At 66.9% G+C, this 25,701-nt stretch carries 24 protein-coding genes; 15 read left to right on the top strand and 9 right to left on the bottom strand.

Annotated features, from left to right (window positions below; genetic code table 11):
• Positions 1-4 precede the first annotated feature (4 nt).
• A complete protein-coding gene (locus ASE61_RS02430; RefSeq protein WP_061965506.1) occupies positions 5-970 on the bottom strand; it encodes a Bug family tripartite tricarboxylate transporter substrate binding protein in 966 nt (321 codons plus the stop codon).
• 225 nt (positions 971-1,195) lie between these two features.
• Between ASE61_RS02430 and ASE61_RS02425 the strand changes: the two genes are divergently transcribed.
• From ASE61_RS02425 to ASE61_RS02415, 3 genes are all read left to right on the top strand, one after another.
• Positions 1,196-2,452, top strand: coding sequence for an O-antigen ligase family protein (locus ASE61_RS02425; protein WP_061964290.1), 1,257 nt, complete (start codon positions 1,196-1,198; stop codon positions 2,450-2,452).
• 9 nt (positions 2,453-2,461) lie between these two features.
• Complete coding sequence (gene gor / locus ASE61_RS02420; RefSeq protein WP_061964288.1) at positions 2,462-3,832, top strand: glutathione-disulfide reductase; 1,371 nt, start codon at positions 2,462-2,464, stop codon at positions 3,830-3,832.
• A gap of 253 nt (positions 3,833-4,085) precedes the next feature.
• Positions 4,086-5,471, top strand: a complete 1,386-nt coding sequence (locus ASE61_RS02415; RefSeq protein WP_061964286.1) for a class II 3-deoxy-7-phosphoheptulonate synthase — start codon at positions 4,086-4,088, stop codon at positions 5,469-5,471.
• A gap of 77 nt (positions 5,472-5,548) precedes the next feature.
• Here the strand turns inward: ASE61_RS02415 and ASE61_RS02410 are convergent, their stop codons facing one another.
• Positions 5,549-6,379, bottom strand: coding sequence for an outer membrane protein (locus ASE61_RS02410; protein WP_061964284.1), 831 nt, complete (start codon positions 6,377-6,379; stop codon positions 5,549-5,551).
• Between the two features lie 153 nt (positions 6,380-6,532).
• Here ASE61_RS02410 and gltX point away from each other — a divergent pair, with 153 nt between their 5' ends.
• Positions 6,533-7,936 (top strand): glutamate--tRNA ligase, encoded by a 1,404-nt coding sequence (gene gltX / locus ASE61_RS02405; RefSeq protein ID WP_061964282.1) that lies wholly within the window; start codon positions 6,533-6,535, stop codon positions 7,934-7,936.
• Positions 7,937-7,988: 52 nt separating this feature from the next.
• Here gltX and ASE61_RS02400 read toward each other — a convergent pair whose 3' ends face one another.
• Both ASE61_RS02400 and ASE61_RS02395 read right to left on the bottom strand, forming a co-directional pair.
• A complete protein-coding gene (locus ASE61_RS02400; protein ID WP_061964280.1) occupies positions 7,989-9,311 on the bottom strand; it encodes an MFS transporter in 1,323 nt (440 codons plus the stop codon).
• Between the two features lie 187 nt (positions 9,312-9,498).
• Positions 9,499-10,611 carry a DUF2865 domain-containing protein gene (locus ASE61_RS02395; protein WP_162260053.1) on the bottom strand — a complete coding sequence of 371 codons (1,113 nt, stop codon included), beginning with the start codon at positions 10,609-10,611 and terminating at the stop codon, positions 9,499-9,501.
• Positions 10,612-10,932: 321 nt separating this feature from the next.
• Here ASE61_RS02395 and ASE61_RS02390 point away from each other — a divergent pair, with 321 nt between their 5' ends.
• Positions 10,933-11,883 (top strand): phosphoribosylaminoimidazolesuccinocarboxamide synthase, encoded by a 951-nt coding sequence (locus ASE61_RS02390; RefSeq protein WP_061964276.1) that lies wholly within the window; start codon positions 10,933-10,935, stop codon positions 11,881-11,883.
• Positions 11,884-11,895: 12 nt separating this feature from the next.
• Here the strand turns inward: ASE61_RS02390 and ASE61_RS02385 are convergent, their stop codons facing one another.
• The gene (locus ASE61_RS02385) at positions 11,896-12,393 is read right to left on the bottom strand and encodes a MarR family winged helix-turn-helix transcriptional regulator (RefSeq protein ID WP_061964274.1); all 498 of its coding nucleotides are present in this window, start codon (positions 12,391-12,393) and stop codon (positions 11,896-11,898) included.
• 20 nt (positions 12,394-12,413) lie between these two features.
• Entirely contained in the window at positions 12,414-13,499 is a 1,086-nt protein-coding gene (locus tag ASE61_RS02380) for a TRAP transporter substrate-binding protein (RefSeq protein ID WP_061964272.1), read from the bottom strand.
• A gap of 62 nt (positions 13,500-13,561) precedes the next feature.
• Between ASE61_RS02380 and ASE61_RS02375 the strand changes: the two genes are divergently transcribed.
• The 4 genes from ASE61_RS02375 to ASE61_RS02360 all read left to right on the top strand — a co-directional run bounded on the left by ASE61_RS02375 (position 13,562) and on the right by ASE61_RS02360 (position 16,222).
• Positions 13,562-14,572 carry a fumarylacetoacetate hydrolase family protein gene (locus tag ASE61_RS02375; RefSeq protein ID WP_061964270.1) on the top strand — a complete coding sequence of 337 codons (1,011 nt, stop codon included), beginning with the start codon at positions 13,562-13,564 and terminating at the stop codon, positions 14,570-14,572.
• Between the two features lie 93 nt (positions 14,573-14,665).
• Positions 14,666-15,199, top strand: coding sequence for a hypothetical protein (locus ASE61_RS02370; protein WP_061964268.1), 534 nt, complete (start codon positions 14,666-14,668; stop codon positions 15,197-15,199).
• 23 nt (positions 15,200-15,222) lie between these two features.
• Complete coding sequence (locus tag ASE61_RS02365; RefSeq protein ID WP_061964266.1) at positions 15,223-15,621, top strand: lysozyme inhibitor LprI family protein; 399 nt, start codon at positions 15,223-15,225, stop codon at positions 15,619-15,621.
• A gap of 91 nt (positions 15,622-15,712) precedes the next feature.
• On the top strand, positions 15,713-16,222 hold the full coding sequence (locus tag ASE61_RS02360) for a CreA family protein (protein ID WP_061964264.1): 510 nt from the start codon (positions 15,713-15,715) through the stop codon (positions 16,220-16,222).
• A 107-nt stretch (positions 16,223-16,329) separates the two neighbouring features.
• Here the strand turns inward: ASE61_RS02360 and ASE61_RS02355 are convergent, their stop codons facing one another.
• On the bottom strand, positions 16,330-16,656 hold the full coding sequence (locus tag ASE61_RS02355; protein WP_061964262.1) for a hypothetical protein: 327 nt from the start codon (positions 16,654-16,656) through the stop codon (positions 16,330-16,332).
• Positions 16,657-16,985: 329 nt separating this feature from the next.
• Here ASE61_RS02355 and cysS point away from each other — a divergent pair, with 329 nt between their 5' ends.
• Together cysS and cimA are read left to right on the top strand one after the other, a co-directional pair.
• Positions 16,986-18,446 carry a cysteine--tRNA ligase gene (gene cysS / locus ASE61_RS02350; protein WP_061964260.1) on the top strand — a complete coding sequence of 487 codons (1,461 nt, stop codon included), beginning with the start codon at positions 16,986-16,988 and terminating at the stop codon, positions 18,444-18,446.
• Between the two features lie 103 nt (positions 18,447-18,549).
• The gene (gene cimA, locus ASE61_RS02345; protein WP_061964258.1) at positions 18,550-20,148 is read left to right on the top strand and encodes a citramalate synthase; all 1,599 of its coding nucleotides are present in this window, start codon (positions 18,550-18,552) and stop codon (positions 20,146-20,148) included.
• A 157-nt stretch (positions 20,149-20,305) separates the two neighbouring features.
• On the opposite strand, the gene ASE61_RS02340 is transcribed toward cimA, so the two are convergent.
• Positions 20,306-20,644: a hypothetical protein gene (locus ASE61_RS02340; RefSeq protein WP_061964256.1), complete on the bottom strand. Its 339-nt coding sequence runs from the start codon at positions 20,642-20,644 to the stop codon at positions 20,306-20,308.
• A 177-nt stretch (positions 20,645-20,821) separates the two neighbouring features.
• Here ASE61_RS02340 and ASE61_RS02335 point away from each other — a divergent pair, with 177 nt between their 5' ends.
• From ASE61_RS02335 to ASE61_RS02320, 4 genes are all read left to right on the top strand, one after another.
• Positions 20,822-22,732 (top strand): ABCB family ABC transporter ATP-binding protein/permease, encoded by a 1,911-nt coding sequence (locus tag ASE61_RS02335; RefSeq protein ID WP_082617033.1) that lies wholly within the window; start codon positions 20,822-20,824, stop codon positions 22,730-22,732.
• Between the two features lie 96 nt (positions 22,733-22,828).
• On the top strand, positions 22,829-23,320 hold the full coding sequence (locus ASE61_RS02330) for a hypothetical protein (RefSeq protein ID WP_061964254.1): 492 nt from the start codon (positions 22,829-22,831) through the stop codon (positions 23,318-23,320).
• Positions 23,321-23,433: 113 nt separating this feature from the next.
• Positions 23,434-24,183 carry a phosphatidylserine decarboxylase gene (locus ASE61_RS02325; protein WP_082617032.1) on the top strand — a complete coding sequence of 250 codons (750 nt, stop codon included), beginning with the start codon at positions 23,434-23,436 and terminating at the stop codon, positions 24,181-24,183.
• A gap of 233 nt (positions 24,184-24,416) precedes the next feature.
• Positions 24,417-25,253, top strand: coding sequence for a CDP-alcohol phosphatidyltransferase family protein (locus ASE61_RS02320; protein WP_061964250.1), 837 nt, complete (start codon positions 24,417-24,419; stop codon positions 25,251-25,253).
• A gap of 20 nt (positions 25,254-25,273) precedes the next feature.
• Here the strand turns inward: ASE61_RS02320 and ASE61_RS02315 are convergent, their stop codons facing one another.
• Positions 25,274-25,657, bottom strand: a complete 384-nt coding sequence (locus ASE61_RS02315; RefSeq protein WP_061964248.1) for a hypothetical protein — start codon at positions 25,655-25,657, stop codon at positions 25,274-25,276.
• Positions 25,658-25,701 lie beyond the last annotated feature (44 nt).

Raw genomic sequence — 25,701 nt, 5'->3', positions numbered from 1 at the left:
TGGCTTACTTCACCAGGCCGACATCGACCATGACCTTGGAGACGCGTTCGATCTCGCCCTTCAGGAAGGTGTCGAAGGCGGCGCCGCCGAGGAAGGAATCGTCCCAGCCGCGGGCCTTGAGGATTTCCTGCCATTCCTTCGACTTGACCATCTTCTCGACCGTGTCGGTCAGGGCCTTGGTCTGCTCGGCGGAGAGGCCGGGAGGCGCCACGACAGAGCGCCAGTTCAGGAGCTCGAGATCGATGCCCTGCTCCTGCAGCGTCGGCGCGTCAGGAGCGTTCTCTAGGCGCTTGGGCGAGGAGACCGCGAGCACGCGCAGCTTGCCGGCCTTGATCTGACCCTCGAACTCGCCATAGCCGGAGACGCCGGCCGTGACGCGCCCGCCGAGCATCGCCGCCAGGGCCTCGCCGCCGCCCGAGAACGGGATGTAGTTGATCTTCTTGGCGTCGGCGCCGACAGCCTTCGCGAACAGCGCCGCGAGGATGTGGTCGGTACCGCCGGCCGAGCCGCCGGCCCAGGTCACCTTCGCCGGGTCGGCCTTCAGGCGCTCGGCCAGGTCCTTGGCGGTCTTGAGCGGCGATTCCGTCGGCACGACGATGACCTCGGCCTCGGCGGTGAGGCGCGCGATCGGCGTGACCTGGGTCAGGTTGACCGGCGACTTGTTGAGCAGGATGGCGCCGACCATGACGAAGCCGTTGACCATCAGCTGGTCGCCGGCGCTCTTGGCGCCGATCAGCTGCGCGAGGCCGATGGTGCCACCCGCGCCGGTCACGTTGTTGACCTGCACGCTCTTGACGATGCCGGCGGCCGTCAGCGCCTGCTGCATCGAGCGGGCCGTGCCGTCCCAGCCGCCGCCCGGCGCCGCGGGGGCCATGATCTTCAGCTCGGCGAGCTGGGCGAAGGCCGCCGTCGAGAGGGCAGCCAGGGCCACCGCCGTCAGGGCCGTGCGCTTCAGGATGGATGTCAGCATGAATTCCTCCGCTTGCGGGGCTTTGCCCCCGGGTTTCTTGAGGCGCTCCGCCTGTGGCACCTTGCCGCGCCGGTCGTCAATTGCGCCTGATTGCATAATCGGAAGTCAAGAATTTTCGACGACAGGGCGTTTTCGCCGCATCTTCTATGCCTTTGGTTCTACGACTCGATCGATTGTTCAGGGCGGCCACTGGCCGCGCCCGGCAGGATCGCGTAAGCGCAGGCCATGAGCCTCCCGATAATTCCCGGCTTCCCGCCTTCTGAGCCGATTCTGTCGCGGCGTCTCGTGCGTCTCGGCACGGGCCTGTTGATCGCATTGCCGCTGGCCATGTGGCTCGCGAACCGCTCCGCTCCGCTTGTCCTGGGATTGGCTGCCCTGTGCTTTCTCGCGTCGGTGATCGCGGCCGAGGGCTGGTCCTCGCTTCTGCCGCGTCTCCGGGCACGGCTGCTTGCGCCGGCCGGGCTGGCGCTCGGCGGTTTCCTGCTCTGGTCGCTGGCCACCATCGCCTGGAGCCACCGCATGGGGCCGAGCTTGGCGATGTGGGGCGAGCTCGCCCTGCCGATGGCGAGCGGCCTCGTCATCGCTGCCAGCGGCCGCTTCCATCCGGATCGGCGGGAAAGCCGCGCTCTGGCGGTTGCGATCGCCCTTGCAGGGGTCCTGATGATGGCAGAACTCGCAACCAACCTGTCCGTACGCATCGCGCTCGATATAGGCAAGCAGGTCACCTACATCTTCAACCGCCCCGTGCTGACCTGCCTTGTCCTGCTGCCCGTCGCGGTTGCGGGGCTCTCCTTGCGGTGGCGCGGCAGCGCGCTGGACTGGCTGCTGGCGGCGGCTGCGGTCGTGGTCGTCGCCATGATCTCCTTCGATTCCGAGAGCGGGGCGGCCGGCCTCGGTTTCCTGCTTCTCGCGCTGACCTGGCTCGCCGCCCGACTGCTGCCCCGCCTGATGCTCGCGCTCGTCGCCCTGGGTTTCGTCGCCACGATGGCGCTGGCGCCGGTGATGGGGCGCCTCGGTGATGAAGCGCTGCCGCAATCCCTGCATGAACGGCTCGCCAATTCCCATTCGCGCGACCGGGTCGACATCTGGCTGAGCTTCGGCGAGGCCATCCGGGCGCGCCCCGTGCTGGGCTCCGGTTTCGGCACGTCGCCCACACTGGATCGTCATCCGGTGGCGCTTGAAGTTTCGCCGCCGCGCCGCCAATTGCTCGCGGTCGGTCATCCGCACAGTGCGCCGGTCCAGGCCTGGGTCGAGACGGGGGCGATCGGTGCGGCCCTGCTGACGCTGGCTGGGCTGGCGCTGCTGTGGCGCCTGAGGCATCTGCCGGCGCGCGACCTCGCACCGCGCCTGGCGCTGGCCGCCAGCGCCTTCGGGGTGGCGACGGTGGCGCACGGGGCCTGGCAGGGGTGGTGGATCGCCGCGCTGGCGCTGGCGGCCGTCTGGTTTTTCTGCGGCGTGCCGTCTGCCGATCGGCACGATTGAGAGGATATCATGGCTGAGTTCGACGTCGATCTCTTCGTCATCGGGGCGGGTTCGGGCGGCACGCGTGCGGCGCGCATCACTGCCGGCCACGGCGCCCGCGTGATGATCGCCGAGGAGGACCGGATCGGCGGCACCTGCGTCATCCGCGGCTGCGTGCCCAAGAAGCTCTTCGTCTATGCCAGCCGCTTCGCCGAGGATTTCGAGGACGCTGCCGGCTTCGGCTGGACGCTGCCCCAGGCGCCCGTCTTCGACTGGCCGACATTGCGCGATGCCGTGGCCAACGAGGTCACGCGCCTGTCGGGCCTCTATCGCAAGGGGCTTGAGGGCGCCAAGGTCGAGATCCGCGAGGAGCGCGCCGTCGTCGAGGGGCCGCATCGGGTCCGGCTGGTGAAGAGCGGCGAGATCATCCGCGCCCGTCACATCCTCGTCGCGACCGGCGGCTGGCCCTCCTTCGACCCCCCGATCCCCGGTGGCGAGCTCGGCATCTCCTCCAACGAGATCTTCCATCTGCCGGCGCTGCCGAAGCGCCTGCTGGTCGTCGGCGGCGGCTATATCGCGCTGGAATTCGCCAGCCTCTTCGCCCGCCTGGGCGTCGCGGTGACGGTGCTGCACCGGGGCGACAACATCCTGCGCGGCTTCGACGAGGACATCCGCAACCGCCTGCGCGACGCGCTCGTCCATGCCGGCATCACCCTGCGGCTCGGCTGCACGATCGAGCGGATCGAGGAACTGCCGGACGGTGCCCGCCGCGCCCATTGCGCCAAGGGGGCGCCGATCGACGCCGATATCGTCCTCGTTGCCACCGGCCGCCGGCCGAACACGCGCGGCCTTGGCCTGGAGCAGGCCGGCGTCGCGATGGGCTCGCTTGGCGAGATCAAGGTCGATGCGGCATCAGCCAGCAGCGTGCCCTCGATCCATGCCGTCGGCGACGTGACCAACCGGGTCAACCTGACGCCGGTGGCGATCCGCGAGGGCCACGCCTTCGCCGACTCGACCTTCGGCAGCCGGAACTGGACCGTCGACCATGCCACCATCGCCTCGGCCGTCTTCACGACGCCGGAGATCGGCACCGTCGGCCTGTCGGAGGCTCAGGCCGTGGCGGCGGGGCACAAGGTCACCGTCTTTGAATCCGGTTTCCGCCCGATGAAGGCGACGATCTCCGGCCGGCAGGAGCGCATCTACATGAAGCTCGTCGTCGACGCGCAGTCGGACAAGGTGCTCGGCGTCCATATCCTCGGCCACGATGCCGGCGAGATCGTCCAGGCCGTCGCGATCGCCGTGACGATGGGTGCGACCAAGGCCGATTTCGACCGCACCGTCGCGCTGCATCCCAGCGCAGCGGAAGAGCTGGTAACGATGCGCACGCCGCGGGCGGGCTAGCGTCCGCCGCGTTGAATCGCCTTGTGAAGCGCCTGAATCTGGATGGCAGGCCGTTGCCGCGATAGGCCAACGGCTTGCGCTATCCCGTTGCGGAGAATCGTCTTTCCCGATGCGTTCGCTGGGCGGCGACGCTGCCGGGAGCGCGGCCTTCCGCCAGATGGTGGTCATTCCCACATCATCGGTGTATAGCCGCCCCTTCGCGCTACCAAGAGGTTAACGTTGCGCGATCTCACAGTCAGGAGCACGTAGTCCCATGTCCGAGCGGTGGACGCCAGAGAGCTGGAGGGCCAAGCCCGTCCAGCAGATTCCGGAATATCCGGACCAGGCAGCCTTGAAGGCGGTCGAGCAGCAGCTCGCCGGCTTTCCGCCGCTCGTTTTTGCAGGCGAGGCGCGCAAGCTCAAACGGGCGTTGAGCAAGGTCGCCGCCGGCGAGGCCTTCCTGCTGCAGGGGGGCGACTGCGCCGAGAGCTTCGCCGAGCATTCGGCCGACAACATCCGCGATTTCTTCCGGCTGTTCCTGCAGATGGCGGTCGTCCTGACCTTCGCCGGCGGCTCGCCGGTGGTGAAGGTCGGCCGCATCGCCGGCCAGTTCGCCAAGCCGCGCTCGGCCCCGACCGAGACGATCGGCGGCGTCGAGCTGCCGAGCTACAAGGGCGACATCGTCAACGACAACGAGTTCACGGCCGAGGCGCGCATCCCGGATCCGCGCCGCCAGCTCGAGGGCTATCGTCAGTCGGCGGCGACGCTGAACCTGATCCGCGCCTTCGCGACCGGCGGCTATGCCAATCTCGACAACGCGCATCGCTGGATGCTCGGCTTCGTCAAGGATAGCCCGCAGTCGCATCGCTACCAGGAGGTGGCCGAGCGCATCACCGAGGCGCTGGACTTCATGCGCGCCATCGGCATCGATCCGGAGACCCATCCGGAGATGCGCACGACCGACTTCTACACCAGCCACGAGGCGCTGCTGCTCGGCTACGAGCAGGCGATGACCCGGACGGATTCGACGACCGGCGAGTGGTACGCCACGTCCGGCCATATGGTCTGGATCGGTGACCGCACGCGTCAGATCGACCATGCCCATGTCGAGTTCTTCCGCGGCATCAAGAACCCGATCGGCCTGAAATGCGGCCCCTCGACCACGGTCGATGGCCTGCTCAAGCTGATCGACGTGCTCGATCCGCAGAACCAGGCGGGGCGGCTGACGCTGATCGCGCGCTTCGGCGCCGACAAGGTCTTCGACCATCTGCCGGCGCTGGTGCGGGCGACGAAGCGCGAAGGCCGCAACGTCGTCTGGTCCTGCGACCCGATGCACGGCAACACGGTCAAGGCCGCGAGCGGCTACAAGACCCGGCCCTTCGACCTGATCCTGGGCGAGGTGAGAAACTTCTTCGCCGTCCATGAGGCCGAAGGCACCCATGCCGGCGGCCTGCATCTGGAAATGACCGGCAAGAACGTCACCGAATGCACCGGCGGCGCCCGCGGCATGACCGATGCGGACCTCAACGACCGCTACCACACGTTCTGCGATCCGCGCCTCAACGCGGAGCAGGCGCTGGAGCTCGCCTTCATCGTCGCCGAGCTGGTCAAGCGCCAGCGCGCCGGCCGGGCGCGGCCCGAGGTCGAGGCGGCCGAGTAGGGCGTTTCGCCAGCGAACGAAAAAGATAAGGCCGGGGCTTTCGCCCCGGCCTTTTTTTGCAGTCTGTCGATGGTCGCTCAGAATTTAAGGGCGGCGCCGACACGGGCGGTATTGACGTTGACCGTCACGCCTTCGACGTCGTTGAAGCTGCTGAACAGATACTCGCCGCGGACCACAAAGTTGTCGGTGAGGGCGGCTTCCAAACCACCGCCCACCGAATAGCCGTAGCCCCAGACGTCCTTCTTCGCCCCGCCAAGAATGCGCGGCCAGCCGAAGTAATTGTTTCCGTTGGCGTTTGCCCAACCGGCAGCGACGGCGACGTTGGTGTCGAAGCGGCCGGCGGCGGCGCCGGCCGTGAAGTACGGCATCCACATGCCGTAGGCATAGCCGAGGCGGATACGGGCGTTGACGTAGTCGTTCAATCGCGCATTCTGGACGGAGGCAATCGCCATTGCACCAGAGCCCAGCAGGCGCGCTTCCAGCGTGGATGCGGATGTGGACTGGTCGATGCGGGAGTACTCCGCCTCGAAGCCGATGACCGCATCGCCGAAAGCCATGTTGTACCCGGCGAACACGCCGAAGCTTGTGCCACGATCGCTGCGGGGCGAGGTGAGGACGAGCTGTCCTGGATCGAGCTCGTTCAGGACAGTGGTGCCGTTATAGGCGCCTCTGGCGATGTCGAGAACGCCCTTGTCGGTGCGAAAACGTGTTTGCGAGAGGCCACCGAAGCCACCGAGATAGAAACCCGACCAATTGTAGGATCCGCCGGAGAATGTAGGAGCCGGTGGCGCGTCCTCGATCTGCGAGCCGCGCAGCACCGGATAATCGGCGGCCAGCGCGGGGGCGGTAAGTGTCGTGGCGGCGAGGGCGATGAGCCCGAAGCTTGGCGCGATGGAACGGATGCGCATCCTGATCTCCCCGAGCAGCGGTCCGGTTCCACCCGTTTCACCCTGCTCCGAGGATGATTCATGCCTCGGTAACCCTAATGTCGGGTTAACGGTGGGGAACTTCGGTCAACGACGCGATTGTCGCGTGCCGACAAACGCGCCATAAGCCGGGCCATGACACTGTCTGCTGCAATTCGGCCTCTGGTTCGCTTCGCGCCGTCGCCCACCGGCTACCTCCATATCGGCAATGCCCGGCCGGCGTTGTTCAACTGGCTGTTCGCCCGCCGGCATGGCGGCCGCTTCCTGCTGCGCTACGACGATACCGATATCGCCCGCTCGAAGGCCGAATATGCCGAGGCCATCGCCGAGGACCTGGGCTGGCTCGGCATCGTGCCCGATCAGGTGATCCGCCAGTCGGAACGGCTAGCGATCTATGACGCCGCAGTCGAGCGCCTGCGCGGGGCAGGGCGGCTCTACCCCTGCTACGAGACGGCAGACGAACTCGACCGGCGCCGCAAGCGCCAGCTCGCCCGCGGCCTGCCGCCGATCTACGACCGCGCCGCGCTGAAGCTTACCGACGAGCAGAAGGCGGCCTTCGCGGCGGAAGGACGTGAACCTCATTGGCGCTTCCTGCTGGAGGCCCGCGAGGTCGCCTGGGACGATCTGGTCCGCGGCGCCTCGCATGTCGATTGCGCCTCGCTTTCGGACCCGGTTCTGGTCCGCGAAGACGGCAGCTATCTCTACACGCTGCCCTCCGTCGTCGACGACATCGAGACCGGCGTGACCCATGTCATCCGCGGCGAGGATCACGTCACGAACACTGCGGTCCAGGCTCAGATTTTCGAGGCACTCGGCGCGAGCCTGCCCGTCTTCGGCCATCACAACCTGCTGACCACGGCGAGCGGCGAGGGGCTGTCCAAGCGCCTCGGCCATCTCTCGCTGCGCGGCCTGCGCGAGACCGGCGTCGAGGCGCTGGCCGTGGCGGCGCTCGCGACGCTGGTCGGCACCTCCGATGCGGTACGCCCGGTCGCGAGCCTCGACGAACTCGCCGGGTTGGTCGAACTCGCCCATGTCTCGCGCGCGCCGGCCAAGTTCGACGAGCACGAGCTGGAGACGCTGAGCGCCCGCACGCTGCATCAGTTGCCGCTGGCAGCGGTATCGGAGCGGTTGGCTGCGCTCGGCCTCCCGGTCGACGAGGCGTTCTGGCAGGCCGTGCGCGGCAATCTCGCCGAGCTGGACGAGGCCGCCCAGTGGTGGCGCGTCGTGCAGGGACCGGTCACACCGGTGATCGCCGACGCCGGCTTCGCCGCGACGGCGGCTGAGTTGCTACCGGCCGAGCCCTTCGATGCCACGACCTGGAAGAGCTGGACGCAAGCTGTCGCGGCCGCGACGGGCGCCAAGGGCAAGGCGCTGTTCATGCCGCTGCGCCAGGCGCTGACCGGGCTCGACCACGGGCCGGAGCTCGCCGCGCTGCTGCCGCTGATCGGGCGGGAGAAGGCGTGGCGGGCGAGAGCGCCTGAGCGCTCCCGCCGTCATTCTCAGGCCGCGCAGCGGACCCGAGAATCTCGGTCAGGATAGAGCCGTGGTTTCCGAGATGCCCGGGTCAAGCCCGGGCATGACGGCTCTTTCCTCATTCGTGCCGCTCCATCGCCGAGGCGTGCTTGGTGTCGCGCATGGTCGAATAGACCAGGAACGACAGGAAGATGATGCCGGCGAGGTAGTAGTAGAACCACTGCTCGTGGCCCTGCTGCTTGAAGAACAGCGCGATGGCCGGGGCGGTGCCGCCGAAGATCGAGACCGTCACGGCATAAGGCACGGCGACGCCGGTGGCCCGGATCGCGGTCGGGAACAGCTCGGCCTTCACCACCGCGTTGATCGAGGTGTAGCCCGCCGTGAACAGCCAGGCGCCGCAGAGCAGCAGGAAGGCGACGAAGGCCGATTTCGTCCCGGCCAGTGTGGTCAGGATCGGCACGGTCAATAGCGTGCCGGCGAGCCCGAAGAAGATCAGCAGCGGTTTGCGGCCGATCCGGTCCGAGATCGCGCCATAGATCGGCTGCAGCACCGCCGCGAAGATCAGCGAGCCTGCGATGACATAGGTCGTGGTGATGTCGGAGAGGCCGACCGTCTGCTTGACGAAGGTCTGCATATAGGTGGTGAAGGTGTAGAAGGCGGCGGTGCCGCCGGCTGTCAGGCCGACCACGATCGCCACCTCGCGCGGATATTTCAGCAGGCCCTTGAGCGAGCTTTCCTTCTTCATCGTCGCCTTGGCGGCCTCGAAGGATTCGGTCTCGTGCATATGCCGGCGCATGAACATCGCGGTGACGGCGAGAATCGCGCCGATGACGAAGGGGATGCGCCAGCCCCAGTCGACGAGCTGCTCATGCGTCAGGAAGACGTTCTGGAGCAGCAGCAGCACCAGGATCGCGGTAAGCTGCCCGCCGATCAGCGTCACGTACTGGAAGCTCGAATAGAAGCCGCGATGCTCGGGATCGGCGATTTCGGTGAGATAGGTCGCGCTCGCCCCGTATTCGCCGCCGAGGCTCAGGCCCTCGATGATGCGCGCCAGCGCCAGCAGGGCCGGTGCCGCGAAGCCGATCGTCGCATAGGTCGGCGTCAGCGCGATGATGAGCGAGCCGAAGCACATCATCACCACCGACAGGGTCAATGACAGCCGCCGCCCGTAGCGATCCGCCAGATGGCCGAACAGCCAGCCGCCGATCGGCCGCACGATGAAGCCCGCTGCGAACAAGGTCGCGGCGTTGAGCTGCTGCACCACCGGATCATGCGAGGGAAAGAACGCCGGCGCGAAATAAAGCGCGAACGCCGTATAGGCGTAGAAATCGTACCACTCGACGAGATTGCCGACCGAGCCGATGAAGATCGCCTTGAGGCGGCGCTTGGCATCGCCGAATTCGATGGGATGGGCGGGAGGTGTCGCAGTCGTCTCGGACATGGCGGCCTTCTGAGCTGGGGAGCGTCAGAAGCGGGCGCGCGGCGCGAGGACCGCGGGACGGGTCTGGCGGCCTCCCGGAGGCGGCTTGGATGGCCCTGTTATGCGGCGGTTTCGGCTATGCGTCCAGCAGCCGGCGTGCCGTTCCGGGGTGGTCTTCCATGCGTCGCTGGCATGGAACTTTTCGCCTTCAGGGCCGCGCGACCTGCGGGCTCAGGTTGGGCGCGAGATTGGGCGCGACGATCCGCACCGCGCGGCGCTCGCCGGTCGTGCTGCGCGATTCGCTCTTCAGTCCGTCCTTCTTGTCGAGCACCTTCTCACCCACCGCATCGGGGCCGACGCCGGCCGATTCGGTGCCGGATGTTGGCGAATCCTCGGATGGCATCGGCTTCTCGTCCGGGACCTCCGGAACGGGCGCTGGCGCCGGCGCCACCGCCTGGGCGGCCGCTCCCTTGCGCTTGGGATCGGGCTTCGGGCGCGACAGTTCGGCGGCGCGCTGCTCGCTGATGATGACGTCGCCCTTGCGCTTGTCGAGCAGGTATTCGGCATCCTTGAGGGCGGCCGACCAGCTCTGTCCCTGCCCGCGGCAGGTGCAGGCGGGATCGAAGCTGCGGGTATATTTGCCGGCATTGGCCAGCGAGGAATAGGGCTGGCCGGTCGCGCGCGAGGCAGCGTTCTGGATGTCGCCGCCGGTGCTCATGCCATAGGCCAGCGTCTCGGTGCCCGGGCAGAGCGCCTGGCACATCTCGTCGCCATTGCCGGTATTGTTCGAGAGCGGGAAGAAGAAGCCGTCGCAGGTGCGGACGCAGACGGTCTGCGGGCCGCCCAGGCGCGGCTTGGCTGGCTCGATCGGCTGCTCGGGGTCGAGTTCGGGCAGGGTCGAATCGATTTCGCCGGGGCCTGGATCGCGCCCGAAGATCGTGTCGAAGAAACCGCGCGGCTGCCCCCGGCAGTTGTTGTTGATGGCCGCCGCGAGCTGGGCCCGGCGCTGCTCGATGCCGCCGCCTTCCGCCTGGCGCTGCAGCGCGCCGTACTGGTTCTGCAACTGGCCGAGCTGCTGGCGGATGAAATTGCATTGCGGCGGCGCCGAATCGAAGAAGCTGAAGCCGCGGTCGCAACCCATCGAGCGGTACTGGTTGCTCAGTTGCGCGAGCTGGGCGCCGACGCGCCGCGCGGCCTGCGCCGCACGCGGATCGCTGCCACTCCGGCCCTGAAGGCCGTCCAGCTCGGCTCGCCAGGCATTGCAGGACGCCGACTGCGCCACAGCGGTGCCACCGAGGGCCGCCAGCATCAGAAGGGCCATGCCGAAGCGTCTGGAAAGTCGCAGCATCATCGCGGGTCGGGTCACGTCATCCATGGTCGAGCCGGCAGGCCGGCTCTGGTCGGGAGCTTTGGTCTAGAACACCCGCCAAACACGACGGAACTATGGAGCGGAGCCTCGCCTGATAGGCCGCGGGGACGCTCCATCGCGAGGGCCTCGCATGCCACATTCAGGCAGGCGCAGCAATCCGGGGACGCATGCGCCGCGCCGATGGTGGAAAACTTCCGTTCTGGTTAGAAGACCTGTGGCAGCGGCAAGGCCGCGCCGGCCTTCCGTGCAGCGCCAATGAGGCAAGCCCCGCCCATGTCCGATTATCTGCCTCTTCACGAAGCCGTCATCCCGGAGCTGCCGAACTATTATCGCGGCAAGGTTCGCGAGAATTACGACCTGCCCGACAACCGCCGCATCCTGATCTCGACCGACCGGCTCTCCGCCTTCGACCGGGCGATCGCCGCGATTCCGCTGAAGGGCCAGGTGCTGACGCAGACGGCGCGCTACTGGTTCGAGCAGACCGCCGATATCTGCCCCAACCATGTGCTGGAATACCCGGACCCGAACGTGGTGGTCGGCCGGCGGCTGGAGATCCTGCCCGTCGAGATGGTGGTGCGCGGCTATCTCGCCGGCACGACCGGCACCTCGATCCTGACCATGTACAAGCAGGGCCGGCGCGAGATGTACGGTATGACGCTGCCGGAGGGCCTGCGCGACAACGAGGCGCTGCCGCAGGCGATCATCACCCCGACCAGCAAGGCTTTCGACGGCGGCCATGACGAGCCGCTCTCGGCCGCTCAGATCGTCGGCGAGGGTTTGCTGACGCAGAAGCAATGGGACGAAGTTTCGGCCTATGCGCTGGCGCTTTTCGCCCGCGGCCAGAAGCTCGCCCGCGAGCGCGGCCTGATCCTCGCCGACACCAAATACGAGTTCGGCACCGATGCCGAGGGCCGCATCGTGCTGGCCGACGAAATCCATACGCCGGATTCCAGCCGTTACTGGTTCGCTGAAACTTATCCCGAGCGCTTCGCTGCCGGTGGCAAGCCCGAATCCTTCGACAAGGATTTCGTGCGCAACTGGGTCGTGGCGCGCTGCGATCCCTATACGCAGGACCTGCCGCCGATCCCGCAGGAGCTGATCGACCAGACGTCGGCGGTCTATGTCCGGGCCTATGAGGCGATCACGGGCACGGCTTTCGCCTATCCGCCGAAGGGCGAGGACCCGGCGCAGCGCATCCGGCGCAATCTGGCGCAGTACTTCTGAGCGGCGGGGCGCTTAAGCCCCGTCTTCCTCGCGATAATTCCCGGCTAGGTGGCGGCCCCGCTCGGTCAGGGTCGAGAGCACGCGCTCGAACACCTTGAGCTCGTCGGGCGCGATGCCGTCGATCCAGCGGGCTTCGAAGCCGAGCGCCAGCGGCACGATCTGGTCGTAGATGCGCTTTCCCGCCGGCGTCAGCGCGACGAAGGATTCGCGCCGGTCCTGCCGGTTCTCGGCGCGCGAGACCAGCCCGCGCTTCTCCAGTTCGCCGACGGCGCGCGAGACCTTGGTCTTGTGCATCTGGGCGAGCTCGCCGATGTCGCGCGAGGTCAGCTTGCCGAACTCGCCGAGCTGCGCGACCACCCGCCATTCCGGGATGCCGATGCCGAAGCGTTCGCCATAGATGCGCCCGAGCGCGCGTCCGCCGAGCGTGCCGACGACGTTGAGGCGATAGGGCAGGAAGCGCTCCAGGTGGAGCGCCTGTTCTTCCGGGGGGGCGGACGGTTTCCTTGTCATGGCGATGATCCGGCCACGCTTCAGCGCGCCTTCAGCCGGTTCATGAACGAGTCGTAGGACAGTTCCGCGATCTGCCACCAGAGCAGGTTCTCGCCGCGGAAGGCGACCATCGAATCATAGCCCTTCTTGAAGTCCGGGCTCTTGGCGCTGGTCTCGGCATAGTATTCTTCGGCCGCCTTCAGCGCCGCTTCCATCACCGGCAGCGGGAAGGCCTTGAGTTGCGCGCCCTGCGCCACGAGACGGCGCAGGCCGCCGGGATTCACGAAGTCGTATTTGGCCAGCATCCAGTTATTGGCGGCCTCGCAGGCGTTCTGGACGATCGCCTGATAGTGCTTCGGCAGTTTGGCCCAGGCGTCCTTGCCGATGATCAGGTGCAGCATCGCGCCGCCCTCCCACCAGCCGGGATAATAGTAGTATTTGGCGACGCGGATGAAGCCGAGCTTCTCGTCGTCATAGGGGCCGACGAACTCGGCCGCATCGATTGCACCGCGCTCCAGCGCCGGATAGACGTCACCGGGCGCGATCTGGGTCGGCACCACGCCGAGCTTGGCGAGAACCGCCCCGCCCATGCCGCCGATACGGAACTTCAGGCCCTTGAGATCGTCGATGCTCTTCAATTCGTTGCGGAAGAAGCCGCCCATCTGGCAGCCGGAATTGCCGCAGGGGATCGCATAGGCGTTGAAGCGGTCGAGCACGCCGTTCACGATCTGCTCGCCGCCGCCGAAGAACCACCAGCTATGCTGCTGGCGGGCGTTGAGTCCGAAGGGGATGCCGGTGCCGAGGCCCAGCGTCGGGTCCTTGCCGATATAGAAATAGGTCGGCGAATGCGCGCATTCGACCGTGCCGGACGAGACCGCGTCGAGTGCCTGCAGGCCGGGCACGATCTCGCCGGGCGCGAAGACCTGGATCTCGAACTTGCCGTCCGTCGCCTCGGAGACGAGCTTCGAGAACTGCTGGGCCGTGCCGAAGATCGTGTCGAGCGATTTCGGGAAGCTCGACGTCAGCCGCCATTTCACCTCGGGCTGCGACTGCGCGAGCGCCGGCATCGCGACCGTTGTCGCGGCGGCGGCCAGTGCCCCCGATTTCAAAAAGCTGCGACGTTCCATATGGTTTCCTCCCGAAGGCTGGTTATGCCTTTATTGGCGCGTCCGGGAAGGAATGAAAAGACATGAAGCTTGCCTCGCTCGCGCATGGCCGTGACGGCCGTCTCGTCGTCGTCTCCAGGGATTTGACCCGCGCCACCGATGCCTTTCCGGTCGTGCCGACGCTGCAGGCGGCGCTTGACGATTGGGCCCGCCACGCCCCGCGCCTCGCCGACCTTGCCGAAGGGCTCGAGCACGGCTCTGTCCCGTCCTTCCGTTTCCACGAGCATGACTGCGCCGCGCCCCTGCCGCGCGCCTATCAGTGGCTCGACGGCTCGGCCTATGTGAACCATGTCGAGCTCGTCCGGAAGGCGCGCGGTGCCACTATGCCGGAGAGCTTCTGGACCGATCCGCTGATGTACCAGGGCGGCAGCGACGCCTCGCTCGGCCCGCGCCAGGCCGTGCAGGCCCGCAGCGAGGAGGACGGCATCGATTTCGAGGCCGAGATCGCGGTCGTCACCGGCGACGTGCCGATGGGCGCGACCCGCGAGGAAGCGCTCGGGTCGATCCGTCTCATCATGCTCGTCAACGACGTGAGCCTGCGGAATCGAATTCCCGGCGAATTGGCGAAAGGCTTCGGTTTCGTTCAGTCGAAGCCATCCTCGGCCTATTCCCCGGTCACGGTGACGCCGGACGAGCTGGGCGGGGCCTGGCGCGACGGCCGGCTGCATCTGCCGCTGCTCGCGCTGGTCAACGGCACGCTCTTCGGCAAGCCCGATGCCGGCGCCGACATGACCTTCGATTTCGGCACGCTGATCGCCCATGCCGCCGCGACGCGCCGCCTCTCGGCCGGCACGATCATCGGCGCCGGCACGGTCTCGAATCGCGACGCCGATGGCGGGCCCGGCCGGCCTGTCGCCGAGGGCGGGCGCGGCTATGCCTGCATCGCCGAGCAGCGCATGGTGGAGACGATCCGGCAGGGCGAGGCGAAAACGCCCTTCCTGCGGTTCGGCGATACGGTCCGCATCGAGATGAAGGACGCTTCCGGCCATTCGATCTTCGGTGCGATCGAGCAGGAAATCCTGCCCCACGGTTGATCGAGTTCCCGGCTGCCACGGCTTGGCGGCAGCCGGGCGGCCGGATAACGTTGCGACCGCAGCGCCGATCCCAGACGCGAGAGCCGAGACGCCATGACCGAGACCGTGCCGTTCTATTCGACCGCCATCCCGCTGGCCTTCTTCGTCTGGGGGCCGGTCCTGGTGGTGGTGCTGTTCTGGGCGGTCGGCGTCTGGTCGAACCGTCAGGGCGTGCCGCGCATGCTGGAAAGCGACTGGGACGGCTACAGCGTCGCCGATGTCGAGAAGCTCTTCACGCTCTATGGCGAGGACAAGCGCGCGCGTTACCGCAACCGCGTGCTGCCGGCCGATGTCGCCTGCGCCTTCACCTATGCGATCGTCGGCGCCCTCATCGTCGCTGGCCTCAGCCTGCGTGGCCAGCCCTGGTGGGTGGCGGCGCTCTGTGGCGGCGGCTGGCTTCTGGGCGGGCTCTGCGATGTCGCGGAGAATTTCGCCGTGGCGCGGCTGCTCGATCGCTATCCCCAGGTCGATGGCGGCAATGTCGCCTTCGCCAGCACCATGACACGGCTGAAGCTGGTTCTCTTCGCCCTCGGCGTCGTCGGTGCGCTCGCCGCCGCCTATCTCGTCTTCAAGCCGCTGGCGGGTTGATGGCCGCTCGAGGGAGATGCGTGATGAGACGACGACTGCCTGCGCTTCTGCTCTGGGGAGGCCTGTGCCTCTGCCTGGCTCGGCCGGCGGTGGCCGATGCCGAGCATGACCGCTGCATCGCCGCGTCCGACGGCACGAACACGTCCTGGGCCACCTGCGGCGCTGACCTGCTGAAGCGCGAGGACGGGCGACTCAACGGAGCCTGGAAGCGGGTCTTTGCCGGGCTGCCGGACGAGACGCGAAAGAACCTGCTCGACGAGCAGCGCGCCTGGAACGCCTTCAAGGAGACGAGCTGCCTGTTCTACCGCAGCGACGATTGGGGGCGGGAAGGGCAGGTGCTGCACTTCCCGCTCTGCCGTGCGGCGGTGATCGCCGAGCGCGTCAAGGCGCTGGAAGGTTACGGCACCTTCTTCAAGCAGTGACGGCGCGCTGCGAGGCTGGCATTCCGGCGCGAGCGCTACCATATCGCGTCGGCCCGAAGCCTGCCCCGTTCGAGATCTGCCGGAGTTCACGATGAGCCTGTCCCGCCGCCTGCCAGCCATGCTCCTCCTCGGTCTCGCCTGCGCCGGTCCGGCGATGGCGCAGGAAGACCTGATCTTCCGCAAGTCGACCGTCTGGAAGATGCTGACGCCGAACGACAAGCTCGCCGTCTATGGCGTCGACGATCCCATCGTCGAGGGCGTGGCCTGCCATTACACCGTGCCCGAAAAGGGCGGCGTCTCCGGCATGTTCGGCGTTGCCGAGGAGGTCTCCGAGGTCTCGCTCGCCTGCCGTCAGGTCGGTCCGATCAAGTTCAAGGAAAAGGCCGAGCAGGGCGATGTCGTCTTCCGTGAGCGCCGTTCGCTGGTCTGGAAGAAGATGCAGATCGTGCGTGGCTGCGATGCCAAGCGCAACGTGCTGGTCTATCTCGTCTATACAGACAAGCTGATCGACGGCTCGCCGCAGAACTCGACCTCGACCGTGCCGATCATGCCCTGGGGCAATTCGGGTGAGCCGCCGAAATGCTCGGAGTGGATTCGGTGAAGGCATCAGACCGAAAAGTGGATTCCACTTTTCGGATAAATCTGATCGCAGACTAAAGAGTTAGATCGCCACTCTGCGTCCGACAGGACGCCGCGATCTAGCGAGAGTTATTCGCCGCAGGTGATGCTGAGCGGCTGCTCGGCCAGTTGCGCCGGGCTCTGCTTCGTCACCGATCCGGTGAAATCCTCGCGGGCGGCGACGCCGAAGGTGACCGCCTTGCCGAAGCCCTGCGATTCGCACCAGGCGTTCGCGACGATCTGGCCGCATTCGGCCCTGGAGGAGATGCAGTCGGCGACGCCGTAGCCGTCGCTGGCCGGGATCAGGAAGGTGCGCGGCTCGCTTGCGGCGGCTGAGCGGCTGCTCGGCATGATCGAGAGCGAGATGCCGGCGGCGACGACCCCGAGCAATCCGACAAAGGCCACGGCGCGGCGCATGAGGTGAAGTTCCTGATGGATCGCGGACGGAGAGCCCGCGAATCGGGAGGATGGTTCCGCCCGGTTAAATTTGAATGAACTGCGGCAATATCGAGGCGATGCTGCATTGCAGCAATCGGGCGCCCTCTTGACGGAAAGCCCGCGGAAAGGCAATCAGTTCCTCCCATGACGCGAGCCGCCATCAACAGCCTCTGCATTATTTGCCGCTAGCTTTCGCTGGCCGGCTGCTCACGTCCTCGTCCTGAAAACGAACCGACAAAAGCGCCCCGGCCAGCGGCCAGGCCCTTTTTCGTATTTCGCCGTTCGTTTCGTTCCAGGATTTCGCCCCGATGTCGCCGACCCTGAGGCTCTACAACACGCTGACGCGCACGAAGCAGGACTTCGCGCCGATCGATCCGTCGAATGTCCGCATGTATGTCTGCGGCCCGACGGTCTATGATTACGCCCATATCGGCAATGCCCGCCCGGTCATCGTCTTCGATGTGCTTTACCGCCTGCTCCGCCATATCTACGGCGCGGAGCACGTCACCTATGCCCGCAACCTCACGGACGTCGACGACAAGATCAACGCCCGCGCGGCGCGCGACTATCCCGGCTTGCCCCTGAACGAGGCGATCGCCAGGGTCACGCAGGCGACGACGGCGCAGTTCCATGCCGATATCGATGCGCTCGGCACGCTCAGGCCGACGACGGAGCCGCGCGCCACCGAGCATGTCGAGGAGATGAAGGCGATCATCGAGCGCCTGATCGCGCGCGGCGTCGCTTATGTCGCCGAGGAGCATGTGCTCTTCCACGTCCCGGCCGTCGCGCATCTGGTGAAGGCGCCGAAATACGGCACGCTCGCCCGCCGCTCGCTCGACGAGATGCTGGCCGGCGCCCGCGTCGATGTCGCGCCCTATAAGCGCGACGCCATGGATTTCGTGCTCTGGAAGCCGAGCCGTGACGGCATCGATCCCGGCTGGCCGTCGCCGGCCGGCATCGCCACGCCCGGCCGTCCCGGCTGGCATATCGAATGCTCGGCTATGTCGATGGCGAAGCTGCTGACGCCTTTCGGCGGCGGGCTCGCCTGCGACGACCCCATGAAGAACGTCTTCGACATCCATGGCGGTGGCATCGATCTCGTCTTCCCGCATCACGAGAACGAGATCGCCCAGTCCTGCTGCGCCTTTGGCGGTGGCGAGGGTCAGCCGCGCATGGCCAATATCTGGATGCATAACGGCTTCCTGCAGGTCGAAGGCGAGAAGATGTCGAAGAGCCTCGGCAACTTCGTCACCATCAACGAACTGCTGGAAACGGATGTCTTCGGCGGCCGCAAATGGCCAGGCGAGGTGCTGCGCCTTGCGATGCTCAAGACGCATTACCGCCAGCCGATCGACTGGACGGTGAAGGCGCTGGAGGAGGCGGAGAAGACGCTGCAGGACTGGGCGGAGGCCGCGCAGGGCGCGCTGGCGTCCAAGCCCTCGGCCGAACTGCTCGACGCGCTCGCGGACGATCTCAATACCGCCCGCGTGCTGGCCGAGCTGCATGCCTTGCGCAAGGCGGGGGACCTGCCGGCGCTGCTGGCCGGCCTCGACCTGCTTGGCATCGCTCTGCCGGAGGTGGCGGCCCCCGCCGTCGTCGCGCCCGAGGTGGAGCGCCTGATCGCCACCCGCCTCGACGCCCGCCGCGCCAAGAACTTCGCCGAGTCCGATCGCCTCCGCGACGAGCTCGCGGCGATGGGCATCGCGCTCAAGGACGGCAAGGACCCGGTGACCGGCGAGCCGACGACCGCCTGGGAGGTGAAGCGATGAGCCCGAAGATCCGCCCGGCGGGCTCGCTCTCCTTCGCCATCAAGCTGGTCATGCTGGCGATGGTCGTGCCGCGCATCGTCCGCTTCAAATTGAGGCGGGAACGATGAGCGCGGCACGCGTCCATCTCTTCGACACGACGCTACGCGACGGCGCCCAGACCACGGGCGTCGACTTCTCGCTCGACGACAAGCGCGCGGTCGCGGCGCTGCTCGACCGGCTCGGCATCGACTATGTCGAGGGCGGCTATCCCGGCGCCAATCCGCTGGATACCGCCTTTTTCGAGCAGAAAGCGACGAAGCAGGCGAAATTCGCCGCCTTCGGCATGACCAAGCGGGCAGGGCGCTCGGCCGCCAACGATCCCGGCATCGCCGCCCTGCTGGCGGCGAAGGCCGACGCCATCGTCTTCGTCGCCAAGGCCTGGGACTATCATGTCCATGTCGCGCTCGAGATTTCGCTGGAGGAGAACCTCGCCGGCATCCGCGAGAGCGTCGAAGCGGCGAAGGCCGCCGGCCGCGAGGTGATGCTCGATTGCGAGCATTTCTTCGATGGCTACAAGGCCAATCCCGATTACGCGCTCGCCTGCGCTCGCACGGCTTATGAGGCCGGCGCCCGCTGGGTCGTGCTCTGCGACACCAATGGTGGCACATTGCCTGACGAGGTCGGCGCGATCGTGCGCGAGGTCGCCAAGACCGTGCCCGGCGGCAATCTCGGCATCCACGCCCATGACGATTGCGGCTGCGCCGTCGCCAATTCGCTCGCGGCGGTTGAGGCCGGCGCACGCCAGATCCAGGGCACGCTCAACGGTCTGGGCGAGCGCTGCGGCAATGCCAACTTGGTCACGCTGATCGGCGCGCTGAAGCTCAAGGAGCGCTATCGCGACCGCTTCGCGCTCGGCGTCAGCGAGGACCAACTCGGCGAATTGACTCATGTCTCGCGCGCGCTCGACGAGATGCTGAATCGCGCCCCGAACCGCCATGCGCCCTTCGTCGGCGCCTCGGCCTTCGCCACCAAGGCCGGCATCCACGCTTCCGCCGTGCTGAAGGACCCGCGCACCTACGAGCATGTCGCACCGGAGGCGACCGGCAACACCCGTAAGGTCCTGATCTCCGATCAGGGCGGCAAGTCGAACCTCGTCGCCGAGCTGGAGCGCATCGGCGTCACGCTCGGCCGCGACGATCCCCGCCTCAATCGCGTGCTGCAGGAGGTCAAGGACAAGGAGGCGCAGGGCTATGCCTTCGAGGGCGCCGACGCCTCGTTCTTCCTGCTGGTGAAGCGCATTCTTGGTGAGGTCCCGGATTATTTCGCGGTCGAGCGTTTCGCCGTGAATGTCGAGCGCCGCCACAATGCGCTGGGCGAGCTCGTCACCTTCTCCGAGGCGATCGTGAAGGTGAAGGTCGGCGACGAGGTGCTGATCTCGGCGGCGGAGGGCGATGCCGGCCCGGTCAATGCGCTCGATATCGCCTTGCGCAAGGACCTCGGCCGCTATCAGTCGCTGATCGGCGGCTTGCGCCTGGTCGACTATAAGGTTCGCATCTTCCAGGGCGGCACCGATGCCGTGACGCGCGTGCTGATCGAATCCGGCGACGAGACCGGCGAGCGCTGGACCACCGTCGGCGTCAGCGCCAACATCATCGACGCTTCGTTCCAGGCACTGGTCGACTCGATCACCTACAAGCTGGTGAAGGCCGGCGCGACGGCGTGAAGAGCCTCTCGCCGAAAACGCTGGTCATCCCGGGCGAAGCGAAGCGCAGACCCGGGATCCATTCCTGAACCTTTGCCGGGAGCGCTCTGGCATGGATCCCGGATCGGCGCGGCTTCGCCGCTTGTCCGGGATGACCGTGTGGGAGGCGGTTAGACGCTCACTCCGTTAGGCGAATGACCCGGTCCCTGCACAGGTCCATATCGGCGTCGCTCTCGGCCTCATCGTCGAACCGCGCCTGCACCGTATAGGAGCAGCCCTGCGGCTTGTTGAGCTTGAGCGCGATGCTCTTGCCGGGCGCCAGCGGCTTGGCAAGCTTGGCGACGAGACGCGGCTGATCGCCGGGCGTGGCAATCGCGAAAGTGCTCAGCGGCACGGCGCGCTGGTTGGTGATCGTGATCTGCGGATGTGGCCGGGAATTCTGCGCCGTGGCGGGCAGGGCGAGCAAGAGGGCGGCGGCGATGCCGATCCCGGAAGCGACAAGCTGTTGAGCCTTCATGGTGTTTCCTTCCCCGATGGCGGGCGTCGAGCGCCATGGCCGGGATCAGATACCCGGGATGGGGCGCTGGCAAGGCAGCTTTCGGGCAGCCTGCCGCATGTCCCCGGCGCAACGACATTCCCATGCAAAGGCGCGCGATTGCGTCTATACGGGCGCTCTAACTGGAATCGTTTGAAAATGTCCGCGCCGTCTGCGCCGTCCCCGGCGCCGAGCTTTCATCGCTCTGCCGTGATCCAGCCCGGGTCCGGCTTCTTCGCCACTTTCCGTGCGCTCTGGCCCTATCTGTGGCCGGCGGAGCGCGCCGATCTGCGCGGCCGCGTCGTCGCGGCCTTTGCGCTGATGGTGGCCGGCCGGCTCGTGCTGATGGGCGTGCCCTTCACCTTCAAATGGGTGACGGATGCATTGGCCGGTTCCTATTCGAATCTGGAGAAATGGCTGCCCTGGCTGGTCGGCGCGCCGCTGGCGCTGACGATCCTCTACGGTCTCGCCCGGGTCGGCGCGGCTGCCTTCGTGCAGTTGCGCGATGCCATCTTCGCCCCGGTCTTCATGCATGCGGTGCGCACGCTCGCCTTGCAGACCTTCGGCCACCTCCACCACCTCTCGCTGCGCTTCCACCTCGAGCGCAAGACCGGCGGGCTCACGCGCGTGCTGGAGCGCGGCCGCAACGGCATCGAGGAGATGGTGCGCCTCGGCCTCAATCAGCTCGTGCCGGTGATCATCGAGGTTTCGCTGATCATCGCCGTGCTGCTGTATCTGTTCGACTGGCGCTATGTCGCCGTGCTGGTCGCGATGGTCACGGCCTACATGACCTACACGATCAAGGCGACGGAGTGGCGCATCGCCATCCGCTTGGCGATGAACGAGTCGGATACCGACGCCAATGCCAAGGCGATCGACTCGCTGCTCAACTACGAGACGGTGAAGTATTTCGGCGCCGAGGCCCGCGAGACCGCGCGCTACGACCAGTCGATGGCGCGCTACGAGCGCAACTCGATCAGGTCCTACACCTCGCTCGCCTGGCTGAATTTCGGCCAGGCCGCGATCTTCGCGGTGGGGCTGACGCTGTCGATGGTGATGGCGGTGCGCGGCTTCCAGGCCGGCACCAACACGGTCGGCGACCTCATCCTGATCAACGCCATGCTGATCCAGCTCTACATTCCCCTGAATTTCATGGGCACCGTCTATCGCGAGATCAAGCAGGCGACGCTCGACATTGCCCAGATGTTCTCGCTGATCGGCCGCGACCCCGAGATCCAGGACAAGCCCGGCGCCCTGCCGCTCGCGGTCCCGGCGGGAGAGGTTGCCTTCGAGGACGTGCATTTCGCCTATGTGCCGGAGCGGCCGATCCTGCGCGGCGTCTCGTTCAAGGTCCTGCCGGGGCAGACGATCGCCATCGTCGGCCCGTCCGGCGCCGGCAAATCGACGATCTCGCGCCTGCTCTTCCGCTTCTACGAACCGCAGAAGGGCCGCATCCTGATCGACGGCCAGCCGATCGCCGATGTCCAGCAGGTCTCGCTCAGGGCCGCGATCGGCATGGTCCCGCAGGATACGGTGCTGTTCAACGACACGATCGAGTACAACATCCTCTATGGCCGCCCCGAGGCATCGATGGAGGAGGTTGCGGAGGCCGCGCGCCTCGCCCAGATCGACCGCTTCATCCGCACGCTGCCGGAAGGCTACGCCACCTCGGTCGGCGAGCGCGGGCTGAAGCTCTCCGGTGGCGAGAAGCAGCGCGTCGCCATCGCCCGCACCATCCTGAAGGGGCCGCCGGTGCTCGTCCTCGACGAGGCGACCTCGGCGCTCGATTCCTTCACCGAGAAGGAGATCCAGGATGCGCTCGACCGGGTCAGCGAAGGCCGCACCACGCTGGTCATCGCGCACCGGCTCTCCACTGTCGTGAACGCCGACGAGATCATCGTGCTCGACAAGGGCCAGATCGTCGAGCGCGGCCATCACCGCGACCTTCTGGCCGCGGACGGCGTCTACGCCGCGATGTGGAACCGCCAGCGCGAGGTCGACGAAGCCAAGGCCACGCTCCAGCGCGCCACCGAAGCCGAGGGCGAGAGCGTCAGGGTGACGCTGTCGTAAGAGCCAGGTTGCTGGCTCGCCGGCCAGTTTGAAACCGCTCGCAAGCACGGCCCCTTTCCTGCATGCTGCTCCGGCAGGGTGAAGCTGGGGGCTGCCATGTTCGATCCGACCACATTCGTGGGTTTCCACACCTGGCTGAGCCTGGTCGCCATCGTTGCCGGATTCCCGGTGACGGCCGGGCTGCTCCATGGACACACGCGGCCGGGCTGGACGGGAGTCTTCCTCTCCACCGCCTTCGCCACCAGCGCGACCGGCTTCGGCTTTCCGTTCAATGGCGTGTTGCCCTCCCACATTGTCGGGGCGATCCATATCGTGCTGGTCGCGATCGCGGGCTACGCGCTCTATGGGCGGCGGCTGGAAGGCGGCTGGCGCCGCATCTATGCGATCATGGCCGTGCTCTCCTTCTATCTGCTGATCTTCGTGCTGATCGCGCAGCTCTTCGGAAAGGTCCCGGCCCTGCATGCCCTGGCGCCGACGCAATCCGGGCCGCCTTTTGCCGTTGCCCAGGGGATCGTCCTCGTCATCTTCGCGCTGCTGACCTGGAAGGTGGCGGTGCGCTTCGTTCAGGTCCCGCACCGGGCGGCTTGACCGGAGCAGCCGCGACATCGCGCGCCGTCCATCGACGCCGGCCGGGGGCTTTCCCTTCGCGGCGGAACCTCCTAAATCAGCGCAACGCTTGCTGCCGGCCCCCGGCGGCGGCCATGCCATTCCCGTGCGCCCGGCGCCGGCAGCCCAACGGAACCCGCTTCATGTCCCTCGTCGATTCCGTCCGCAAGGTGATCGTGCCCATCCACAAGGAGGGCTATGTCTTCATCGCGATCGGCCTGGTGGCGACGATCATCCTCGCCAATCTCTGGTCGCCTTTCGGCTGGATCGGCGCGATCGTCACGATCTGGATCTGCTACTTCTTCCGCGATCCCGTCCGGGTCACGCCACAACGCGAAGGACTGGTGATCTCGCCGGCCGACGGCCGCATCAGCCAGATCGCGCAGGCCCTGCCGCCACCGGAGCTCGAACTGCCGGCCGAGCCGATGACGCGCATCTCGATCTTCATGAACGTCTTCGACTGCCATGTGAACCGGGCGCCGGTGCCCGGCCGCATCGCCAAGATCGCCTATACGCCCGGCCTCTTCCTCAATGCCGAGCTCGATAAGGCGAGCGACGACAACGAGCGCAATGCGCTGGCGATCGAGACCACATCCGGCATCGTCGGCGTCGTCCAGATCGCCGGGCTGATCGCCCGTCGCATCGTGCCCTTCGTCAAGGAAGGCGATGTGCTCGGCACCGGCGAGCGTTTCGGCTTGATCCGCTTCGGCTCGCGCGTCGACGTCTATCTGCCGACCCATGTCGTGCCGCTGGTCGGCGAGGGCCAGACCGCGATCGCCGGCGAGACCGTGCTCGCCGACATGAGCGGCAACGAGCTGGTCACGCGCAGCTTCCGCGACATCTGAGGGCGCGACCGAAGGGCAGGGGCATCCCGTGCACGCTGCGGCATGCGAATGCCGCTGCGCAGACACGGGACCATCCCCCGAAAGGGGCGCCCCCACCTGAACGCTGCCGGGAAGAACTCACTCTCCTGATGACGGTCCCGCATCTGCGCAGCGGCACTTCGCGCCGCAGCGCGTGCGGGATGACGCTTGGCGGAGCCTAGCCTGCGCTCCCAAAACCGCGTATTCCGGCTGACATGAGCGACCTGTTTCCTCCCTTCGAGCCCGAGCGCGTCGAGTCCAAGCGCGCCCGCTTCAAGCCGATTCCCTTCCGGCTGCTGGCGCCGAACGTCATCACACTGCTGGCGCTCTGCCTCGGCCTGACCGCGATGCGCCTCATCGTCGAGGGCAAGCTGGAGACGGCGACGATCTGCATCCTGATCGCAGCGGCGCTGGACGGCATAGACGGTCGCCTGGCGCGCCTGCTCAAGGGCACCTCGCGCTTTGGCGCCGAGCTCGATTCGCTCTCCGATTTCGTCAATTTCGGCGTCGCTACCGGCTATGTCCTGTGGATCTTCGTCCTGCACGACCTGAAATCCTTCGGCTGGATCATCGTGCTGACGCTGGCCTGCGCCATGGCGCTCAGGCTGGCGCGCTTCAACGTGATGATCGACGATCCCGATCGCCCGGACTGGCAGAAGGATTTCTTCGTCGGCATGCCGGCCCCTGCCGGCGCGATCACGGCGATGCTGCCGGTCTATCTGCACATCATCGGTGTGCCCGTGCAGGAATATGGCGCGCTCTTCGTCGGCATCTACATCCTGTTCATCGCCTTCCTGACGATCTCGCGGATTCCCTGCTATGCCGGCAAGACGCTCGGCACGCGCGTGCCGCGCACCCAGGTGCTGCCGATCTTCGTCGCGGTCGTGATCGTCGCAGGCCTGCTCTTCGCCTACACCTTCGAGGTCCTGACGGTCGTCGTCGTCGCCTATCTCGCGCTGATTCCGGTCAGCGTGGTGCGTTACCGCAAGCTGGAGCGCGCGCATGCCCTGCCGGCGCCGGTCGCGGAAACCGCCTCCGATAGCCAGGCCTGACCGTCTGAATACAGGTCGGTTTAGCGGCGATATCCGCTGAGCCGGGCGGCGTTGGCGCGGGTGCGTCGCGCGAAAGGCTCCAGCGTGCTGTCGGCAACCTTGACCGCCGCCGTCGCCAGATCGAACTGGCCGGGCGGGTGGAGGGCAAGGCCCCACCAGAACGCGGTCGTCGCCTGCATGGCGGCAAGGCTGCTCTCGAACACGGCCGAGGCCTTCTCCATCACGGCCTTGGTGGCCTCGCGCTGACCACGACTGTCGCCGAAGGCGCCTTTCATCAGCAACGGCATCCGCATGGCGATGGTCAGGCCGGCGTCGGCCTGCATCGACATCAGGCGCGCCGCAAGAACCTGCGCCTCCGCCCCGGTCGCAAGGGCGGAGCCCGTCGATTTGCGCGATCTCGGCATGGTTAGGACTCCGGTAAGCCGACGAAACCAGGAGACGTAACGCC

Origin of the sequence: Allobosea sp. Root670, assembly GCF_001429415.1 — a bacterium.
Classification (GTDB): Bacteria; Pseudomonadota; Alphaproteobacteria; order Rhizobiales; family Beijerinckiaceae; genus Allobosea; species Allobosea robiniae.
Note: the sequence above shows the minus strand (reverse complement) of the source record. Positions and strands in the feature narration are given on the sequence as shown.

Bases quoted from the DNA above. Each gene is read 5' to 3' on its own strand.
- ASE61_RS02430 (WP_061965506.1), bottom strand. From the start codon at position 970: ATGCTGACATCCATCCTGAAGCGCACGGCCCTGACGGCGGTGGCCCTG.
- ASE61_RS02425 (WP_061964290.1), top strand. From the start codon at position 1,196: ATGAGCCTCCCGATAATTCCCGGCTTCCCGCCTTCTGAGCCGATTCTG.
- gor (WP_061964288.1), top strand. From the start codon at position 2,462: ATGGCTGAGTTCGACGTCGATCTCTTCGTCATCGGGGCGGGTTCGGGC.
- ASE61_RS02415 (WP_061964286.1), top strand. From the start codon at position 4,086: ATGTCCGAGCGGTGGACGCCAGAGAGCTGGAGGGCCAAGCCCGTCCAG.
- ASE61_RS02410 (WP_061964284.1), bottom strand. From the start codon at position 6,379: ATGCGCATCCGTTCCATCGCGCCAAGCTTCGGGCTCATCGCCCTCGCC.
- gltX (WP_061964282.1), top strand. From the start codon at position 6,533: ATGACACTGTCTGCTGCAATTCGGCCTCTGGTTCGCTTCGCGCCGTCG.
- ASE61_RS02400 (WP_061964280.1), bottom strand. From the start codon at position 9,311: ATGTCCGAGACGACTGCGACACCTCCCGCCCATCCCATCGAATTCGGC.
- ASE61_RS02395 (WP_162260053.1), bottom strand. From the start codon at position 10,611: ATGGCCCTTCTGATGCTGGCGGCCCTCGGTGGCACCGCTGTGGCGCAG.
- ASE61_RS02390 (WP_061964276.1), top strand. From the start codon at position 10,933: ATGTCCGATTATCTGCCTCTTCACGAAGCCGTCATCCCGGAGCTGCCG.
- ASE61_RS02385 (WP_061964274.1), bottom strand. From the start codon at position 12,393: ATGACAAGGAAACCGTCCGCCCCCCCGGAAGAACAGGCGCTCCACCTG.
- ASE61_RS02380 (WP_061964272.1), bottom strand. From the start codon at position 13,499: ATGGAACGTCGCAGCTTTTTGAAATCGGGGGCACTGGCCGCCGCCGCG.
- ASE61_RS02375 (WP_061964270.1), top strand. From the start codon at position 13,562: ATGAAGCTTGCCTCGCTCGCGCATGGCCGTGACGGCCGTCTCGTCGTC.
- ASE61_RS02370 (WP_061964268.1), top strand. From the start codon at position 14,666: ATGACCGAGACCGTGCCGTTCTATTCGACCGCCATCCCGCTGGCCTTC.
- ASE61_RS02365 (WP_061964266.1), top strand. From the start codon at position 15,223: ATGAGACGACGACTGCCTGCGCTTCTGCTCTGGGGAGGCCTGTGCCTC.
- ASE61_RS02360 (WP_061964264.1), top strand. From the start codon at position 15,713: ATGAGCCTGTCCCGCCGCCTGCCAGCCATGCTCCTCCTCGGTCTCGCC.
- ASE61_RS02355 (WP_061964262.1), bottom strand. From the start codon at position 16,656: ATGCGCCGCGCCGTGGCCTTTGTCGGATTGCTCGGGGTCGTCGCCGCC.
- cysS (WP_061964260.1), top strand. From the start codon at position 16,986: ATGTCGCCGACCCTGAGGCTCTACAACACGCTGACGCGCACGAAGCAG.
- cimA (WP_061964258.1), top strand. From the start codon at position 18,550: ATGAGCGCGGCACGCGTCCATCTCTTCGACACGACGCTACGCGACGGC.
- ASE61_RS02340 (WP_061964256.1), bottom strand. From the start codon at position 20,644: ATGAAGGCTCAACAGCTTGTCGCTTCCGGGATCGGCATCGCCGCCGCC.
- ASE61_RS02335 (WP_082617033.1), top strand. From the start codon at position 20,822: ATGTCCGCGCCGTCTGCGCCGTCCCCGGCGCCGAGCTTTCATCGCTCT.
- ASE61_RS02330 (WP_061964254.1), top strand. From the start codon at position 22,829: ATGTTCGATCCGACCACATTCGTGGGTTTCCACACCTGGCTGAGCCTG.
- ASE61_RS02325 (WP_082617032.1), top strand. From the start codon at position 23,434: ATGCCATTCCCGTGCGCCCGGCGCCGGCAGCCCAACGGAACCCGCTTC.
- ASE61_RS02320 (WP_061964250.1), top strand. From the start codon at position 24,417: ATGAGCGACCTGTTTCCTCCCTTCGAGCCCGAGCGCGTCGAGTCCAAG.
- ASE61_RS02315 (WP_061964248.1), bottom strand. From the start codon at position 25,657: ATGCCGAGATCGCGCAAATCGACGGGCTCCGCCCTTGCGACCGGGGCG.